The organism is Azorhizobium oxalatiphilum, from assembly GCF_014635325.1.
Classification (GTDB): domain Bacteria; phylum Pseudomonadota; class Alphaproteobacteria; order Rhizobiales; family Xanthobacteraceae; genus Azorhizobium; species Azorhizobium oxalatiphilum.
In genome coordinates, this window is record NZ_BMCT01000001.1 from 856,829 (window position 1) to 873,322 (window position 16,494).

The 16,494-nt window shown below is 68.5% G+C and carries 14 protein-coding genes and 1 tRNA gene; 9 read left to right on the forward strand and 6 right to left on the reverse strand.

Annotation, left to right across the window (positions count from 1 at the left end):
* Positions 1 to 175 precede the first annotated feature (175 nt).
* Together IEW24_RS03845 and IEW24_RS03850 are read left to right on the forward strand one after the other, a co-directional pair.
* On the forward strand, positions 176 to 388 hold the full coding sequence (locus tag IEW24_RS03845; RefSeq protein WP_188575562.1) for a Trm112 family protein: 213 nt from the start codon (positions 176 to 178) through the stop codon (positions 386 to 388).
* Between the two features lie 32 nt (positions 389 to 420).
* Positions 421 to 621: a hypothetical protein gene (locus tag IEW24_RS03850; RefSeq protein ID WP_188575564.1), complete on the forward strand. Its 201-nt coding sequence runs from the start codon at positions 421 to 423 to the stop codon at positions 619 to 621.
* A gap of 179 nt (positions 622 to 800) precedes the next feature.
* Here IEW24_RS03850 and IEW24_RS03855 read toward each other — a convergent pair.
* Positions 801 to 875: transfer RNA gene (locus IEW24_RS03855), tRNA-Thr, on the reverse strand.
* Positions 876 to 1,297: 422 nt separating this feature from the next.
* Here IEW24_RS03855 and IEW24_RS03860 point away from each other — a divergent pair.
* The 7 genes from IEW24_RS03860 to IEW24_RS03890 all read left to right on the forward strand — a co-directional run bounded on the left by IEW24_RS03860 (position 1,298) and on the right by IEW24_RS03890 (position 8,387).
* A complete protein-coding gene (locus IEW24_RS03860; protein WP_188575567.1) occupies positions 1,298 to 2,470 on the forward strand; it encodes an ABC transporter ATP-binding protein in 1,173 nt (390 codons plus the stop codon).
* A 35-nt stretch (positions 2,471 to 2,505) separates the two neighbouring features.
* Positions 2,506 to 3,423 (forward strand): ABC transporter permease, encoded by a 918-nt coding sequence (locus IEW24_RS03865; protein WP_188575569.1) that lies wholly within the window; start codon positions 2,506 to 2,508, stop codon positions 3,421 to 3,423.
* The gene (locus IEW24_RS03870) at positions 3,420 to 4,235 is read left to right on the forward strand and encodes an ABC transporter permease (protein WP_188575571.1); all 816 of its coding nucleotides are present in this window, start codon (positions 3,420 to 3,422) and stop codon (positions 4,233 to 4,235) included. Before IEW24_RS03865 ends, IEW24_RS03870 begins: the two co-directional genes overlap by 4 nt.
* 68 nt (positions 4,236 to 4,303) lie before the next feature.
* Positions 4,304 to 5,320, forward strand: a complete 1,017-nt coding sequence (locus IEW24_RS03875) for a TRAP transporter substrate-binding protein (RefSeq protein WP_188575574.1) — start codon at positions 4,304 to 4,306, stop codon at positions 5,318 to 5,320.
* Positions 5,321 to 5,557: 237 nt separating this feature from the next.
* Entirely contained in the window at positions 5,558 to 5,812 is a 255-nt protein-coding gene (locus tag IEW24_RS03880; protein ID WP_210324122.1) for an NINE protein, read from the forward strand.
* A 230-nt stretch (positions 5,813 to 6,042) separates the two neighbouring features.
* Positions 6,043 to 7,980 carry an acyltransferase family protein gene (locus IEW24_RS03885; protein WP_188575578.1) on the forward strand — a complete coding sequence of 646 codons (1,938 nt, stop codon included), beginning with the start codon at positions 6,043 to 6,045 and terminating at the stop codon, positions 7,978 to 7,980.
* A 68-nt stretch (positions 7,981 to 8,048) separates the two neighbouring features.
* On the forward strand, positions 8,049 to 8,387 hold the full coding sequence (locus IEW24_RS03890; protein ID WP_188575580.1) for a DUF6968 family protein: 339 nt from the start codon (positions 8,049 to 8,051) through the stop codon (positions 8,385 to 8,387).
* A gap of 24 nt (positions 8,388 to 8,411) precedes the next feature.
* On the opposite strand, the gene IEW24_RS03895 is transcribed toward IEW24_RS03890, so the two are convergent.
* The 5 genes from IEW24_RS03895 to IEW24_RS03915 form a co-directional block, all read right to left on the reverse strand.
* A complete protein-coding gene (locus tag IEW24_RS03895) occupies positions 8,412 to 9,164 on the reverse strand; it encodes a hypothetical protein (protein ID WP_188575582.1) in 753 nt (250 codons plus the stop codon).
* A gap of 195 nt (positions 9,165 to 9,359) precedes the next feature.
* On the reverse strand, positions 9,360 to 11,426 hold the full coding sequence (locus IEW24_RS03900) for a hypothetical protein (protein WP_188575585.1): 2,067 nt from the start codon (positions 11,424 to 11,426) through the stop codon (positions 9,360 to 9,362).
* Positions 11,427 to 11,490: 64 nt separating this feature from the next.
* Positions 11,491 to 14,313, reverse strand: a complete 2,823-nt coding sequence (locus IEW24_RS03905; RefSeq protein ID WP_188575586.1) for a DUF4159 domain-containing protein — start codon at positions 14,311 to 14,313, stop codon at positions 11,491 to 11,493.
* 46 nt (positions 14,314 to 14,359) lie between these two features.
* Entirely contained in the window at positions 14,360 to 15,307 is a 948-nt protein-coding gene (locus IEW24_RS03910) for a DUF58 domain-containing protein (protein WP_373869999.1), read from the reverse strand.
* A gap of 4 nt (positions 15,308 to 15,311) precedes the next feature.
* Positions 15,312 to 16,316 carry an AAA family ATPase gene (locus tag IEW24_RS03915; RefSeq protein WP_188575587.1) on the reverse strand — a complete coding sequence of 335 codons (1,005 nt, stop codon included), beginning with the start codon at positions 16,314 to 16,316 and terminating at the stop codon, positions 15,312 to 15,314.
* Positions 16,317 to 16,494: the final 178 nt, after the last annotated feature.

Consider the following 16,494-nt stretch of genomic DNA (forward strand, 5'->3'; position numbering starts at 1 on the left):
CTTGGTCATGGACTAGGGACCACACATTCCCTGCGGGGACGGCTTAACTGTCCCTGCAATGCCGCAAGCCGTTCCCGCGAGGGTCCGTCCCGGAGCGATAAGCACTTGGAGCGCCGGGAGCCCGCCGATATGGTACTGCCGAAGCGGCGCGCGGCGCCTGCGATGAGGGAAGGCGATGCCCAACACCCAGCGCCCCGGCCACGAGGTCGATCCCAGGCTGCTGGAAGTTCTGGTCTGCCCGATTACCAAGGGCCAGCTGGACTATGACCGCGACCGGCAGGAACTCATCTCCCGCTCGGCCCGCCTCGCCTATCCCATTCGCGACGGCATCCCGATCATGCTGGCCGACGAGGCCCGTCGCATCGAAGAGAGCAAAGTGAAACACTGAATCGCCCGCTTGTTGTCCCTCCGGAGGTTGCAATGGCCGATCAAGACCACACCCCGCCCGCACCCCCACCCAAGGCGGATGCGCCGGTTGCCCTCCCGGACGAGGCGCTCGACGCCGTTTCCGGTGGCACCACCGCCGCTGCCGACGGAAACATCGTTTTTGTGTCGGGCAGCGGGATGGTCAACCGCACCTCGACCTATATGAACGATCTGCTGCGGCCACGCGGCGGCTAGAGTTTGGCTGTCCAGGCGCGGGCATCAGAGGCGCCTGACCACGTCCGAAACAGTGCGCAAATTCTGCACAGCGCGTTGCGGATGTTGCCCCATGTTCCGCGCGCCAGGGGAGGGCGAAAGGGGGGACGTCGGCCTTTAATGCCAGACCGGTTTTCCATTTGTTTTTTCAGGAAGTTAGATGGTGCTGCGAGAGAGGATTGAACTCTCGACCTCTCCCTTACCAAGGGAGTGCTCTACCACTGAGCTACCGCAGCAATGGATCGCCTTGTCTGCCGGAGCAGGCCCTGCCGAAGCAGGTGGCTGATCGGCTCAGGCGCCAAAGCGTCCCGAGCGGGGGGTTCCTTGCCACATGCAGATGGTGGGCGCAAGCCCGCTCTGCCCGAAGCTGCCTCGAAGCTGTGATCAACCTGTTGATTGTGCAAAACTGGCCGCTTGTGCCGGGGGCAGGTCTGGGCCACACCCACTCATCCGTCGCAAGCGCCGCCTTTTTGGTCCTGCACAGCGTTTGAGCGGTCGCAGGGTCGCTGGAGAAGGGCCGGATCCGATCAGATGGACGCAACCTGATCGCCGAATTCGTCTCCCGCACTTTGATGGAGAACGTTTTGCCGGTCAGTTTGCGTTGCAATCTGACCGGAACGTGCTCTAGCCTTGGCTTTGGCGCAGCAGGGGGGCTTGCATGGCAGCGGATCAGGGGCGCACGCAGACGATCGGCGCCGTACGGCGCACGTTCGCGCCCTGGGACAATCCCGCAGCCACGCCCCTCATCCGCTTCGAGAATGTGGTCAAGACCTTCGGCGCCTTCACCGCCGTCAACAGAGTCTCGCTGGACATCTATGAGCGCGAGTTCTTCGCGCTGCTCGGCCCCTCCGGCTGCGGCAAGACCACGCTCATGCGCATGCTGGCAGGCTTCGAGGCGCCCACCGAGGGGCGAATCACGCTGAACGGCGAGGATATCTCCGGCGTGCCGCCCTACCGGCGGCCGGTGAACATGATGTTCCAGTCCTACGCCCTGTTCCCGCACATGACCGTTGCCGACAACATCGCCTTCGGTCTGAAGCAGGACGGCATGGCCAAGGCCGACATCAAGGCCCGCGTCGAGGAGATGCTGGCGCTGGTAAAGCTGGAGAGCTTCGCCAAGCGCAAGCCGCACCAGCTCTCCGGCGGCCAGCGCCAGCGGGTGGCGCTCGCCCGCTCGGTGGCCAAGCGCCCCAAGGTGCTGCTGCTGGATGAGCCGCTGGGCGCGCTGGACAAGAAGCTGCGCGAGGAAACCCAGTTCGAGCTCATGGACCTGCAGATGTCCCTGGGCATGACCTTCCTGATCGTCACCCACGATCAGGAGGAAGCCATGACCGTGGCCGACCGCATCGGCGTCATGAACCATGGCGAACTGGTGCAGGTGGCCCCTCCGGCGGTCATCTACGAGCAGCCGGCCACCCGCTACATCGCCGACTTCATCGGCGACGTGAACCTGCTGGAGACGAAGGTGGTCGCCGCCGGTCCGGACGAGGTGGAGCTGGCCTGCGAGAAGACGCCAGCCCCGCTCAGGGTGGCGCAGGGGCTGGGCGTGCCGGCGGGCGACACCGTCTTCCTTGCCATCCGGCCAGAGAAGATGCGGGTGGAACTCAAGGAGGCCGAGGCCGGGCCGCTGCCTGAAAACGCCTTCGAGGGCGTGATCTGGGACATCGGCTATCTGGGTGATCTCTCCGTCTACCATGTGGAACTGGCCTGCGGCACGCGGATCAAGGTCTCGAAGCCGAACGTCTCCCGTCTCGTGGAGCGGCCCATCACGTGGGAGGACAAGGTCCGCGTCACCTTCGCGCCCGATGCGGGCGTGGTGCTGACGCGTTGAGCCGGGCACGGAGACAGGCGGAAAGGGAGGGGGACATGGCCAGAGCGGGATCGACGGGCCGGGGCCGCCTTCTGGTGATCGCCATCCCCTATCTCTGGCTGCTGGCGCTGTTCCTGGTGCCGTTCCTCATCGTGGTGAAGATCAGCCTGTCGCAGGATGCGCTGGCCCAGCCGCCCTATACCCCGGTGTTCGATCTCGCGCAGGGCTGGGCCGGCTTCAAGGATTTCGTCTCCCAGCTCTCGCTGGACAATTACGGCTATGTGCTCGGCTGGGATAACGGCTTCGTCGAAGCTTATGGCTCCAGCCTCGTGATTGCCTCCATCTCGACGGCATTGCTGCTGCTGGTGGGCTATCCCATCGCCTATGCCATGGCGCGGGCGCCCAAGGGGGTCCAGCCGGCGTTGCTGATGCTGGTGATCCTGCCGTTCTGGACCTCGTTCCTGATCCGCGTCTATGCGTGGATCGGCATCCTCTCGCCGGAGGGCTTCCTCAATCAGGGCCTGATGACGCTGGGGCTGATCGACCAGCCGCTGGAACTGCTCAACACCGATCTCGCTGTTTATATCGGCATCGTCTATTCCTATCTGCCCTTCATGGTGCTGCCGCTCTATTCCGCGCTGGAGAAGCTCGACGGCACCCTGCTGGAAGCGGCCCAGGATCTCGGCTGCCCGCCCTTCAAGGCGTTCTGGAGCATCACCTTCCCGCTCTCCTTGCCCGGTGTCGCGGCGGGGGCGCTGCTGTGCTTCATCCCGGCGGTGGGCGAGTTCGTGATCCCGGATCTTCTGGGCGGCTCCGACACGCAGATGATCGGCAAGTCGCTCTGGACCGAATTCACCGCCAATCGTTCGTGGACCGCCTCCTCGGCGGTGGCGGTGCTGCTGCTGGTGGTGCTGGTGGTGCCCATCGTCATCTACCAGAACATTCAGGCGCGCCAGCTGGAGGCGGGTAAATGAGCAGCCGCCTCTCCTGGTTCAATGTCACCTCGCTGGTGCTGGGCTTCGCCTTTCTCTACATCCCCATCCTGTTGCTGGTGCTCTATTCCTTCAACGCCTCGCGCCTCGTCACCGTGTGGGCCGGCTTCTCCACCCAGTGGTATGTGGAGCTGTGGCAGAATGAGCAGCTCATCGACGCCTTCTGGGTGACGCTGCGCATCGCCTTCCTGTCCTCGCTCGTGGCCACCGTGCTCGGCACGCTGGCGGCCATCGCGCTGACCCGCTACGGGCGGTTTCCCGGGCGCACGGTCTTCTCGGGGATGACCTACGCGCCCCTCGTGATGCCGGAAGTCATCACCGGCCTGTCGCTGCTGCTGCTGTTCGTGGCCATGGGGCTGGAACGCGGCTTCTGGACGGTGACGCTGGCGCACATCACCTTCACCATGTGCTTCGTGGCGGTGGTGGTGCAGTCGCGCCTCATCACCTTCGACCGCTCGCTGGAGGAGGCGGCGCTCGATCTCGGCTGCACGCCGCTGAAGACCTTCTTCGTCATCACTTTGCCGCTCATCCTGCCGGCGGTGATCTCCGGCTTCATGCTGGCCTTCACCCTCTCCATGGATGACCTTGTCATCGCCAGCTTCACCACCGGCCCCGGTGCCACCACGCTGCCCATGCGCATTTATTCGCAGGTGCGCATGGGGGTGACGCCGGAGATCAACGCCATCTGCTCCATCCTCATCGGCATCGTCGCCGTCATCGTGCTGGCCGCCTCCCTCTTCGCCAAGCGCCAGGAAGCGCTGCGCCGGCGGGAGGAGCTGGCGGCGCGCGGGTGAAGCCCGCCGGTCGTTTCATTTCACGTTTTCATCGCCGTCCCTCCAGTGCTGTTCGTTGAGGAGTTGTCATGCGTCTGTCCCTGTCCCGCGCCGTTCGCGGCGGCTTCCTGTCGCTTTGTCTCGCCACAGCTGCGGTGCTGCCCGCAGCCGCCCAGCAGGCGGCGGCGCCCGTCACCTGGGAGCTGATCGACGAGTATCCCGCCTCCGCCATTCCGGGGCAGGCGGACACGGCCTTTGCGGCGGCAGTGGAGAAGGAGACGGCCGGCAAGCTGGCCATCAAGCCCATCCCCGACGCCAAGTCCGGCCTGCGCTCCAAGGAGCAGCTGAAGGCGGTGAGCGAGGGCAAGTTCGCCATGGCCAACAGCTTCGGCGGCGCACTGGGAGATGAGGGGGCGCTGTTCCTGCTGTCCTCGCTGCCCTTCGTCACCGCCTCCGCGGATGAGGCGCAGAAGCTCTATCTGGCGGCCAAGCCCCTCTATGAGGCCGAGTTCGCCAAGCGCGGCCAGAAGCTGCTGTTCGTGACCCCCTGGCCGCCGAGCGGCATCTGGTCGGCAGAGGCGGTCTCCAGCCCTGCCGCGCTCAAGGCGCTGAAGATCCGCACCTATGACAAGACCAGCGCGGAGGTCTTCACCGCCACCTCCGATGTCTCCGCCGTGGTGTCCTTCGCCGACCTCATGCCCAAGCTGAAGAGTGGCGAATACAATGCCGTGCTCTCCTCGGGCGACGGCGGCGCGGGGCGGGAGCTGTGGAACTACACCCGCAACTTCTCGCAGATCACCTATGCGGTGCCGCTGAGCTTCGGCACCGTGTCTCAGGCGGCGTTCGACGCGCTGGACAAGGACACGCAGGCCGCTGTGCTGCGCGCCGGCGAGACCACCACCGCCGGCCAGTGGAAGGCCATGGAGGGGCGCGTGGCGACCAACTACAAGCGCATGCGCGACAATGGCGTCACCATCGACGAGACGCCGCCCGCCGCCGTGATGGATCTGCTGCGCGCCGCCGCCGCCAAGCCCATCGCCCAGTGGCGCACCACGGCCGGGGCCGAGGCGGTCGCCGTGCTCGACGGCTTCAAGCCGGCGCGCTGAGCCTCTGGCGCTTCGAGAGAGACCGTCCGGCCCTGTTCAGGCCGGACGGTGCTTCGGTAGGTTGGGGTGCAATCCCTCCCAAAGCTCTGATATAACAGGGGAAACGAACGTTTCCGGAGCAATGGCTGAATGGTGCGGATCCCCAACGCAGGCAGTCGAAACACCTATTCGCTGGACGCTCCGGCGCCGCCCGACTCCACAGCCCGCCCCTCGGCATGGGGGAGTGGGCAGAAGTCGATGCTCATCGCCTATCTGCTGCACCTCATGGGCGGGGGCGGCATCTTCGGCTTTCACCGCTTCTATCTCGGCTACACCCGCTCGGCGCAGATCCAGGCGGCGCTGGGCGCAACCACGCTGCTGCTGCCCCTGATCATCCGGTCGAACGATTTCCAGCTCTTCCTGCTGCCGCCGGCCATGGTCTGGTACATCGCCGACCTGTTTCTCATTCCGCGCATGGTTCGTGCGCGCAATGGAGACGCCGGGACGCGCTGAGCCCCGTCCACCGGCTGCCCGGCCACCGGGGGTGACGGGCCGGATCGTCTTCTCTACAAGCGGTTGCGTGGTGGGAGAGGGACCAGGATCCCTCGTGACCCCGGCTGACCTGTCGCGCATGCGGCGGGAGCGCCGGGCGCGAGGCGTTGCGCGCTCGAACCTGCCGACAGGTTCCCTCGCGTGCCAGCGGCCCGGCCGCCGGCGCGCCCCGCGCAGGATCATTTCCCCGCATGCGATACCGGGCAGACATCAGCGGCCTGCGCGCGCTCGCCGTGGTGCCCGTGGTGCTCTACCACGTGGACCCGCGCCTGGTGCCGGGCGGCTACGTGGGCGTGGACATCTTCTTCGTCATCTCCGGCTATCTCATCACCTCCATCCTCGCGTCCGAGATGGCGGCGGGGCGCTTCAGCTTCCTGACCTTCTACGACCGGCGCATCCGCCGCATCGTGCCGGCCTATGCGGTGGTGATGCTGGCGACCGCATTGGTGGCGCTGGCGACCTTGCCGCCCTTGATGCTGGACACCTTCGGGCGGTCGCTGCAATTCGCCTCGCTCTTCCTCGCCAACCGGCATTTTCTCGCCACTGCCGGCTATTTCGCGCCGGGGGCGGAGGAGCAGCTTTTGCTGCACAGTTGGTCGCTGGCGGTGGAGGAGCAGTTCTATCTGTTCTGGCCGGTGGCGCTGCTGGCGCTGTTCCATCCGCGCCTGAAGCGCTGGCGCGGCCCCATCATCTGGGCGCTGCTGATCGGCTCGCTGTATCTGGCCAGCAAGAACGCTTACCTGCGGCCCAACAACGCTTTCTACAACTTCACCTCGCGCGCCTGGGAGCTGCTGCTCGGCGCGGTGCTGGCGCTCGGCCTGCTGCCGCGCCTGCGCGGGCGCCTCCTGCCCGAGGCCGCGGGTCTTCTCGGCCTCGCGCTGATCGGCACGGCGCTGGCGTTCTACACCACCAAGACCGTCTTTCCCGGCCTCGCCGCTCTGCTGCCGGCGGGCGGTGCGCTGCTGCTCATCTGGGCAGGCGAGGAGGGGCGGCAGACGCTGGCGGGGCGGCTGCTGGGATTGAGGCCCTTCACCGCCATCGGGCTCATCTCCTATTCGCTCTATCTCTGGCACTGGCCCATTCTGGGCCTCTATCGCTTCCACGCCGGGCATGAGCCGGGCCTTCTGGCCGGCACGCTGCTGGTGGTGCTGGCGGTTGCGCTGTCCGCGCTGACGTGGCGCTTCGTTGAGGCGCCCTTCCGCCGCCACGGGCAGGTGACGCGGGTGCTGGAGTGGAAGAGCGTGCGGGCCGGTGTGCTGACGCTGGCGGCGTTGGCCGGCCTGGGCTTCCTCATGGGCGAGACGGGTGGCCTGCCGCAGCGGGCGAGCGCCGCCTATCGCGCGGCGGAAGCGGGCTTGAAGGACATCTGGCCTGCCACCCGCGCCTGTTTGCAGGGCCCGGGATTGGCCCCGGCCGGCACCCATTGCCGCTTCGGCGCGGCGGGAGACGAACAGCCAGTGATCGCCCTCTGGGGCGACAGTTTCGCCAACCATCACGCCCCGGCACTTGATGCCATCGCCCGCGATGGCGGTTTCGGCCTGTTGCAGGAGACCAAGGCGGGCTGCGCGCCGCAGGCGCCGAACCCTCCGGGCGGCAGCGTGGAAGCGCAGGATTGCGAGATTTTCCGTGCGGAAACCCTCTCCGCGCTGGCGCAGGACCCGCAGGTGAAGGTGGTGGCCATCGGCGGCCTGTGGCTGCCCGGTCCGGGCTTCGGCAGCGCCATGACCGGCCTCAAGACAGCCGTGCTTCTGCTGCGGCAGGCGGGCAAAAGCGTGGTGCTGATTGGCCCGCCGCCGGACTTCGGGGGCGGGGGTGGCGCGCGCTGCATCCTGCGCCGCCGCTTCCTCGGCCTCGACGAAGGCACATGCCTGCTGCCGGCAGCGCTCGCCGCCCGCAATGCCGCGCCGGTCGAGACCGCCCTGCGCGAGATTGCCGATGCCGTGCCGGGCACGCAACTGGTGCTGCCGCGTACGGCTTTCTGCGATGCGGAGCTGTGCCGCCCCACCGTGCCGGACGGCGGCCTCGCCTATATCGACGCCGGCCACATGAACCGCCCCGGCTCCCTGCATCTGGTGCCGCTGCTCAAGGGCGCGTTGGAACGGGCGGAGACGAGCGAAAAGAAGTCCTGACGGGTAGGCTATGCATCCCGCCTGTGGGTGTAGCTGCGGCTATGCTTTAGCATCGCCGGAGGTGCAGCATGGACGTGATCGCGAGACGGACCCTTCAGCTCTGGGGGGATGACGACAACATTACCGACGTCGAAATCCGCATTCATGCGCCCAAGGAACGCGCGGGCGCGTGGCTGTGCCGCTATGAGATCGACTGGCCTCACGGCATCAAGGTCATGGATGCGGCCGGGGCCGACTCCGTTCAGGCCATCTTTATCGCGCTGGGGATGATCGGAGCTGAACTCTATACGAGCGCGTATCACGAGGATGGCGAGCTCCAGCCTTGGAGAGACTGGATCGGCTATGGCTTTCCCGTCCCAAGGAGCATCCGCGACATGCTGTTCGGCGACGACGCCAAGTATCTCTGACGTCTCGCGTCGCCGCCGCCCGCCTTACTTCCCGCTCACGCTGATGGAGGTCATGGTGTCCATCAGATCCCACATCTCCATGTCCGGCTGGAAGGTGCGGTCCTTCACGTCCACGAGGATGCCTACCGGCTCCTCGGCCTTGGCGCGGGCGGGGGCGTTGAGGTCGAGCAGGATGTTGACGCCGCCGCCATTGCTGTAGACCTCATAGACCAGCGCCGGATCATGTCCGGCGATGAAATCCGCGTACCAGTCCTGCTCGCCATAGGCATCGCCCAGCTCGGCGAGCGTGTGCAGGCCGCCGAGATGGGAGAGGCCGCCGCCGCCCAATATGCTCTCGAAGCCGTCGAACAGCTCGCGATAGACGCGGGTGAGATGGGGCGGCGCGCGATCGAGGAAGGCGCGCTCCATGCTGTTCAGATGCTCAGCGGGTAGCGGGGCGCGGGAGATGGCGGAATAGAGCTGCTCGCCCTCCGCATCGTCCCATGAGGCCTGATTGTAGATGCGCGCGATGCGCGGGCCGTGGCGGGCATCCTGATAGCGCACGAGGAAGACGTCGCGCGTCATCTCCAGCGTGGCGACGGCCGCCTTGGGCAGCACCGCGCCCAGCTCGGACAGCTCCCCCTTGAGGTGGGCCATGCGGGTGCCGTGGTCGGGCGAGAGATAGGGCTGCCAATAGGCCGGCAGGCGCGGCATGGCGTCGGCATGGTCCGCGGTGAGGAGCACGGCGGAAGGATCGAGATAGGTCTTAACGTCGTCAAGACGGAAGGTGTCGGGCATGCGCCTCTCCTTTCGGTCTTGTGGAGGGGGACCGGCCGTGACGGCCGATCATGTGCGGGATGGAGGCGTCCTGCGCCTGCCGTACGCCATCTGCGGCGCTCCCACCCTGCCTACACGCCCAAAGGGGCGTTCATGGGGCAGAGGTTTTTTGCCGCGAAGGGCGCCCTGGTGCCCTTCGCGGACCAAATGGGCGCCTCAGCGTCCCTCTCGCACCCACGTGGCGGTGATCACGCCGAGCAGGAGCAGCAGGCCGGTGAGGCCCGCGAACAGCGGGAACAGGCCGATGCCGCGCACCACCGAGACCTCGCGGGTGCGCAGGCCCATCCAGTCCTCGCCCGCTAGCCGCTCGCCGGAGGACACCGCCACCACGCGCGGCACGGAGCCGTTGAGATCGGCCAGCCGCCACAGCCCGCCGCCGGTGGCGGTGGAGATGGGGGTGAGCCAGTCGCGCGTGCTGGTCACTTGCTCATATTCCTTCGGATTGAGCGGGCCGATGTTGGCAAGCGCCGTCAGCTGCCCGTTCACCGCCCGCCACAGGCCGAGTTCGTCGGCCGGCGTGGTGGCGCGCCACAGGCCGGGCTCGGCCTGCGTCAGGGTGAGGTTGCGCACCGCGCCGGAGGGCGTCGTCACCTGCGCGTTGGGCACGGTGTCGCCCATGGTCTGGCGCTCCACCACGAGATCGCGGCCGGAGGTGGAGAGCTTCAGGCGCTCCTCTTCCAGATCCGGCTCCTTCATGAGCCAGTGGGAGAGGCGGCGCAGCAGGTCGATATAGGGGCCGCCGCCGTCATAGCCGCGCGCCCACAGCCAGAAATGATCGGAGAGCAGCAGCGCCACGCGGCCCTGATCCACCCGGTCGAGCTGGAGCACCGGCTTGTCGCCGGGCGCACCCATGACCGTGACGCCGGAGCGGGGGTCGGCATCCACCACCCGGAAGAAGCGGCTCCAGTGCGGCGGATCGCTCTCCGAGCCCGGCAGGCCGCGCGTCACCGGATGGCGCTTTCCGGGGTCGGTGAGGCGGGCCACATAGGGCGCTTCCGTGGTCTCGCCGGAGGGGGCGGCGGGCAGGATCTCGGCGAGCGGCGTGTTGAACAGCGAGCCGGTGTCCACGAAGTCGGTGCCGGCGGCCACCAGCAGCGCGCCGCCGTTGCGCACGTAGCGCACGATATTGTCGAAATAGACCTGCGGCAGCACGCCCTGCTGGGAGTAGCGGTCGAAGATGATCAGGTCGAAATCGCGGATCTTGGTCTGGAACAGCTCGCGCGTCGGGAAGGCGATGAGCGATAGCTCATTGATGGGCGTGCCGTCCTGCTTCTCCGGCGGACGCAGGATGGTGAAGTGGACGAGGTCCACATTGGCGTCGCTCTTCAGCAGGTTGCGCCAGGTGCGCTCGCCCACGTTCGGCTCGCCGGAGACCAGCAGCACCCGCAGCTTGTCGCGGATGCCGTCGATGGAGACGGCGGTGCGGTTGTTGATGGGCGTCAGCTCACCTTCGAGCGGGGGAACCTCCAGCTCGACGATGTTGGCGCCCGCATGCGCGATCTCCACGTCCACCTGCGCGCTCTGTCCGGCGGTGACGACGGGCGTCGCGATCACCTCGCCGTCGCGGCGCACGGTGACGCCGACGCGCGCACCGGCCGGCGCACCCTCATCGGTGACGCGGAAGGTGAGGCTCTGGCGCTGGCCGACGATGCCGAAGCGCGGCGACTTCTCCAGCGCCACGCGCCGGTCGCGCTCGCCCGCGCGCCCGGTGATGAGGCCGTGCACGGGGGCGGAAAAGCCCAGCGCGGTCATCTGTTCGGGCACGTCATGCACGCGCCCGTCTGTAATCATGATGGCCCCCGCCACCCGCTCCGGGGGCACGTCTGCGATGCCGGCAGACAAAGCGGAGAACAGGCGCGTGCCATCGGTCTCGCCGTCGCGGGCATCGGCCTCGATCGTGCGGATCTCAAGGCCCGGAATGCGCTTCAGCCGCTCGTCCAGCGCCTTGGTGGCGGCCTGCGTCTGCTGTGTGCGTTCGCCGAAATTCTGGCTGGCGCTCTTGTCCACCACCACCGCCACCACGGAGGACAGCGGCTCGCGCTCCTCGCGCGTCAGCGAGGGATTGGACAGCGCGATCAGGCCCACCAGCAGCGCAAGGGAGCGCACCAGCGCGCCGCGCGTGCGGGAAAAGAGCAGCAGGCCGGCCAGAACCAGCGCCACCAGCGCCACCGCGCCGAGCGCGGGCCAGGGAAGGAAGGGCTCGAAAGCAAGGCCGTAATTCATGCGCGCCTTTCGCAGACCAGATCGATGCGCCCCCGCATGATCCCGAAGCGGATGTCAGATGCCCTCATTGTCCCAGCCGCTCCAGCAGCGCGGGCACATGCACCTGATCCGCCTTGTAGTTCCCCGTCAGCACATACATCACCATGTTGGCACCGGCCCGGAAGGCCATCTCGCGCTGGCGCGGCTCGCCGGGGGTGAGCGGCAGCAGCGGATCGCCATTGGTGCTCACCGCCCATGCGCCGGCCAGATCGTTGGCGGTGATGATCACTGGCGAGACGCCGTCGCCTGCCCGTGCGGGGCGCTCGTCGCCGTCTGCGGCGGCGGGCAGGGCCTCAACCCATGTGGTGCCGCCGGTGAAGCGGCCCGGAAAGTCCTTCATCAGATAGAAGGCCTTGGTAAGCACGTGCTCGCGCGGCACCGGCGAGAGTTCGGGAATGTCGAGCCCGGAGAGGATCTCGCGCAGCCGGGCGCTGGCCGGCGAGAGCGGGCCGGTGCTGCCCTGCGGGGTCTCCAGCGCATCGCGTGTGTCGAACACCACCGTGCCGCCCTGCTTCATGAAAGCGTCGATGCGCGCCAGCACGGCGGGGGAGGGCACCGGCGCATTGGCGAGGATGGGCCAATAGAGCAGGGGAAAGAAGGCGAGTTCATCGCGCGAGATGTCCACGCCCATGGGATCGCCCGCCTGCAAAGCGGTGCGCTGGGCGAGGAAGGTGGTGAGCCCCTGAAGCCCCTGCCGGCTGATCTCGTCCACCTCTGCGTCCCCGGTGGAGACATAGGCGAGACGGGTCTGCGAGGTCGCTTTGACCGCGAAGTCCGAGGCCGCGTCCGCCCGCGCCGGGCTCGGCGTGAACGATCCGGCCGCGCCCAGCGCCAGAGCCATGGCGAACACAGCGGCGGCGGCGGGGCGGCGGCCCATGCGCTTCAGCCCGCCGGAGAGGAACAGCACCGCCAGTGCATCGAGCAGCAGCAGGGCCATGCCGGTCATGAGCACGATCCCGCGCAGATCGTGCGGCTGGGCTTCCCTCAGGGGCGCGGCGGTGGCGCCCAGCGCGGAGAGGTCGAGCGGGGCGAGCGTGTCGTCGGGCAGCAAGGCGTTCACGGCCAGCAGGCCGTCCGGCGGGCCGTAGAAGCCGGGCGGATGCTCGGCGCTGGCGCGGCCGGAGAAGGTGGCGGGCACCGGCCGGGCGGTGGGGCCGGGCGGCGAGAAGGCGCCGTAGCCATCCAGCAGGCGGCTCGGCGGAATGGTGGTCACCGGGGCGGAGGCGCGGGCGCCAGTGGCGTCGGCGCGTCCCTCATCGGTGGTGGCGGCAGTGTCGGCGAGAGCGATGACCCGGCGCAGCATGTCCACGAATGTGCCGGAAAGCGGCAGGTTAGACCAGCTTGTGTCGGCGGTGACGTGGAACAGCACGGCCATGCCCTTGCCGCGCGCGGTGCCCGTCACCAGCGGCGTGCCGTCCGCCAGCGCGGCCCAGGTGCGCTCGCCGAGATTGCCATCGGGCTCGGCCAGCACCTGCCGGGTCACGGTCACGTCGTTCGGCAGCTTCATGTCGCGGAAGGGGCCGTCGGGGCTGAGGCTGCCCAGCGCCTGCGGGGTTTCCCATGAGAGCGAGCCGCCGAGCGTGCGGCCGCCCCGGCGCAGGCGCACCGGCAGTAGGTCGTCCTGCGCATTGGCAAGGCGGGGGCCGGCGAAGCGCACCAGCACGCCGCCGTCCTCCATGAACTTCACGAGGCGCGTGCGGGTGGCGGGCGGGATGGTGCCCACATCGGTGAGCACGATCACCGGCACGCGCTGGTCGAGGAAGCGGTTGATGTTCTCCGCCGGCGCGCCGGCTTCCCCGAGGCGGATATCCGCGAAGGGGCCAAGGGCACGGGCGAGATAATAGGTGGGAGCGAGCAGCGGCTGGCCGGTATCGGCGGAGGCGCCGGAAACGACGCCCACGGTGCGGCGGCGCCAGCGCTTGTCGAGCAACTGCACCGCGCCCGCCGAGCGCTCGCCGACGATTTCGAGCCGTGACACCTCGTTGCGGATGTCCACCGGCAGATTGAAGGTGGCGAGCGTCTCCCGCGCGCCGGGCTGGAAGGCGAAGGGGGCTTCGCCGAGCGCAAGACCGCGCAGGTCGCGCGCTTCCACCGCACCGGCGCGGGCCGGGCCGTCATCGGGGCGCAGCACCTTCACGGTGAGGGCACCGGCGGCATTGTCGGGGGCGGCGAGCGCCAGCGGGGAGGCGACACCGCCTGTCACCACCAGCGGCGGGCGGCTGCCCTTCAGCGCCGCAAGCTGCTGGGCGAGGTCGGGATCGGCGGCGAGGTCCACGCCGTCGCTCACATAGACAAGGCCGGCGTCGGACTGCGCGCCCATGATTTTGGCGGCCAGCGCCAGAGCCTCCTTGCGGGCCGGGGCCCAGGAGACGGGGCTGAGCGAGCGCAGGCGCTCGCGGGCCTGCGCAGGCAGAAGCAAAGTGGCGTCCTTCGGCACGTCGCCGGTGGGGATGAGGGCGACGCCGCGTCCGTTGGCGGCGGCCTCGTCGATGAGGCCGTTGGCGGTGGAGACACGCTGCGCCCATGAGGAGGCGGCGGGCCAGCCCTGATCGATCACCATCACCAGCGGGCCGCTGGAGGAGGGGGCGGCGGCGGGCGGATTCCAGATCGGGCCGGCGGCGGCGAAGATGACGAGGGCGGCGAGCAGCAGGCGCAGCAGCGTCAGCCACCACGGGGTGCGCGCGGGCGTCTCTTCCTTCGGCTTGATGTCGAACAGCAGGCGGGTGGGCGGAAAGGCGATCTCGCGCGGACGCGGCGGCACCACGCGCAGCAGGAACCACAAAGCGGGCAGGGCCAGCAGGGCCGTGAGCAGCAGCGGAGAGGCAAAGCTGAGGGGCAGGCCCATCATGCGGGAGAGATCCTCCGCGGGTCGGGTGTCTGGATGGGGACGAAGCTCATGCGGCGGTCTCCCCGGTGGGGGCCGGCGTCACCGCCCCGCCCGCGCCCATCCGCATGTGAAGGGCCAGCAGCAGGTCGCTGGCCGGCCGGTCGGTGCGGTGGACCTGGAAGCTCCAGCCCATGCGGCTGGCGGCGGCGCGGATGGCTTCGCGATGCAGGGCAACGCGGGTCTCATAGTCCGCGCGCCACGTCTCGGCCCGGCCCACGGTGATCTCCGCTCCACCCTCGGGCTCACGGAAAGCCACGCGGCCGGTGAAGGGAAAGGTCTCTTCGGACGGATCGACGATCTGCACCACATGGCCGTGGGCGCCACCGCCGGACAGCGCATCGATGCGGGCGGTCACTTCCGCCGTGGGGCTCCAGAAATCGCCCAGCAGAACCACTTCGGAGAGCGGCGAGGGGTGGAAGGCGGGGGGCAGGCTGCCGGGCAGGGCTGGTGCATGCAGCACCGCTTCCGCCATGCGCTCGACGATGCGGCGGCTGGCGGTGGGGCGCAGGATGTCGGGAATGCCTACCCGCTCGCCACCCTTCACCAGCAGCTCGGCCAGCGCGAAGGCAATCAGCAGCGCCCGGTGGCGCTTGGTGTCCAGCTTCTCCGAGGCATAGTCCATGGAGGCGGACAGGTCCGGCCAGATCCATACCGTGTGGGCGGCCTCCCATTCGCGCTCGCGCACATAGAGATGATCGTCACGGGCCGAGCGGCGCCAGTCCACGCGTGCGGCGGCCTCGCCGTCTGTGAAGCGGCGATACTGCCAGAAGTTCTCGCCCGCGCCGGAGCGGCGGCGGCCATGGACGCCGTGCTGCACGGCGGCGGCGATGCGGCGGGCTTCCAGCACCAGACGCGGCATGGCGGCGGCAAGCACCGACGCCTCGTGGGACAGGCGCGCGATGCCCACGGCGGTGTCGGTCGCCGTCTCCTGTGTCTCCTTCGGGCGCAGCGCCACGGGCTCAGCCGAGCTTCGCGGCGAGGCGGCGGATGATGCCGGCCACCGTCTGGCCTTCCGCGCGGGCGGCGAAGGTCAGCGCCATGCGGTGCTTCAGGACCGGCTCGGCGAGGGCCACCACGTCGTCCAGCGAGGGGGCATAGCGTCCGTCGAGCAAAGCGCGGGCGCGCACCGCCAGCATGAGCGCCTGCGAGGCGCGGGGGCCGGGGCCCCAGGAGATGAAGCGCTGCTCGTCGCTCTCGCCGGTGCCGGGGCGGGCGGAGCGCACGAGGGTGAGGATGGCCTCCACCACCGATTCGCCCACCGGCAGGCGGCGGACGAGGCGCTGGGCGGCCATCAGGTCTTCCACGCTCATGGCGGCGCGGGGCTTGGTCTCTTCCGCGCCCGTGGTGTCGAACAGGATGCGGCGTTCTGCGTCCCGGTCGGGATAGTCCACGTCGACCTGCATGATGAAGCGGTCGAGCTGGGCTTCGGGCAGCGGATAGGTGCCTTCCTGCTCCAGCGGATTCTGGGTCGCGAGCACGTGGAAGGGTTTCGGCAGGTCATGCCGCTCGCCGGCCACCGTCACGTGATATTCCTGCATGGCCTGCAGGAGGGCCGACTGGGTGCGCGGCGAGGCGCGGTTGATCTCGTCGGCCATCAGAAGCTGGGCGAACACCGGGCCACGGATGAAGCGGAAGGCGCGGGTGCCGCCCGCGCTCTCCTCCAGCACTTCCGAGCCGAGGATGTCGGAGGGCATGAGATCGGGCGTGAACTGCACGCGGCGGGCATCGAGGCCGAGCACAGTGCCGAGCGTCTCCACCAGCTTGGTCTTGGCAAGGCCGGGCACGCCCACCAGCAGCGCGTGGCCGCCGGAGAGAATGGTGACGAGCGCCTGATCCACCACCGTTTCCTGGCCGAAGATCACCGAGGAGATGGCGGTGCGCGCCGTGCGAACGTTGGCGGCGGCAGTTTCCGCGTTGCGGATGATCATCTGGTCCAGATCGAAGGTTTCGCTCGGTGCCGACATGCCGTATCTCCGCTTCACCAGATGCGTCTTACATGCCGCCGTGGCGCCGGTGCGGCGTCCGAGGGCGGGTGTCTCTGCCGGGAGACTCGCTGCCAATCACGGCAACACGAGGCCCGGAACCGAACAGGGCTGCGGAGAGGTTCATCCGTTCGGGACAGAATCCTCCGGCTGCAACCTG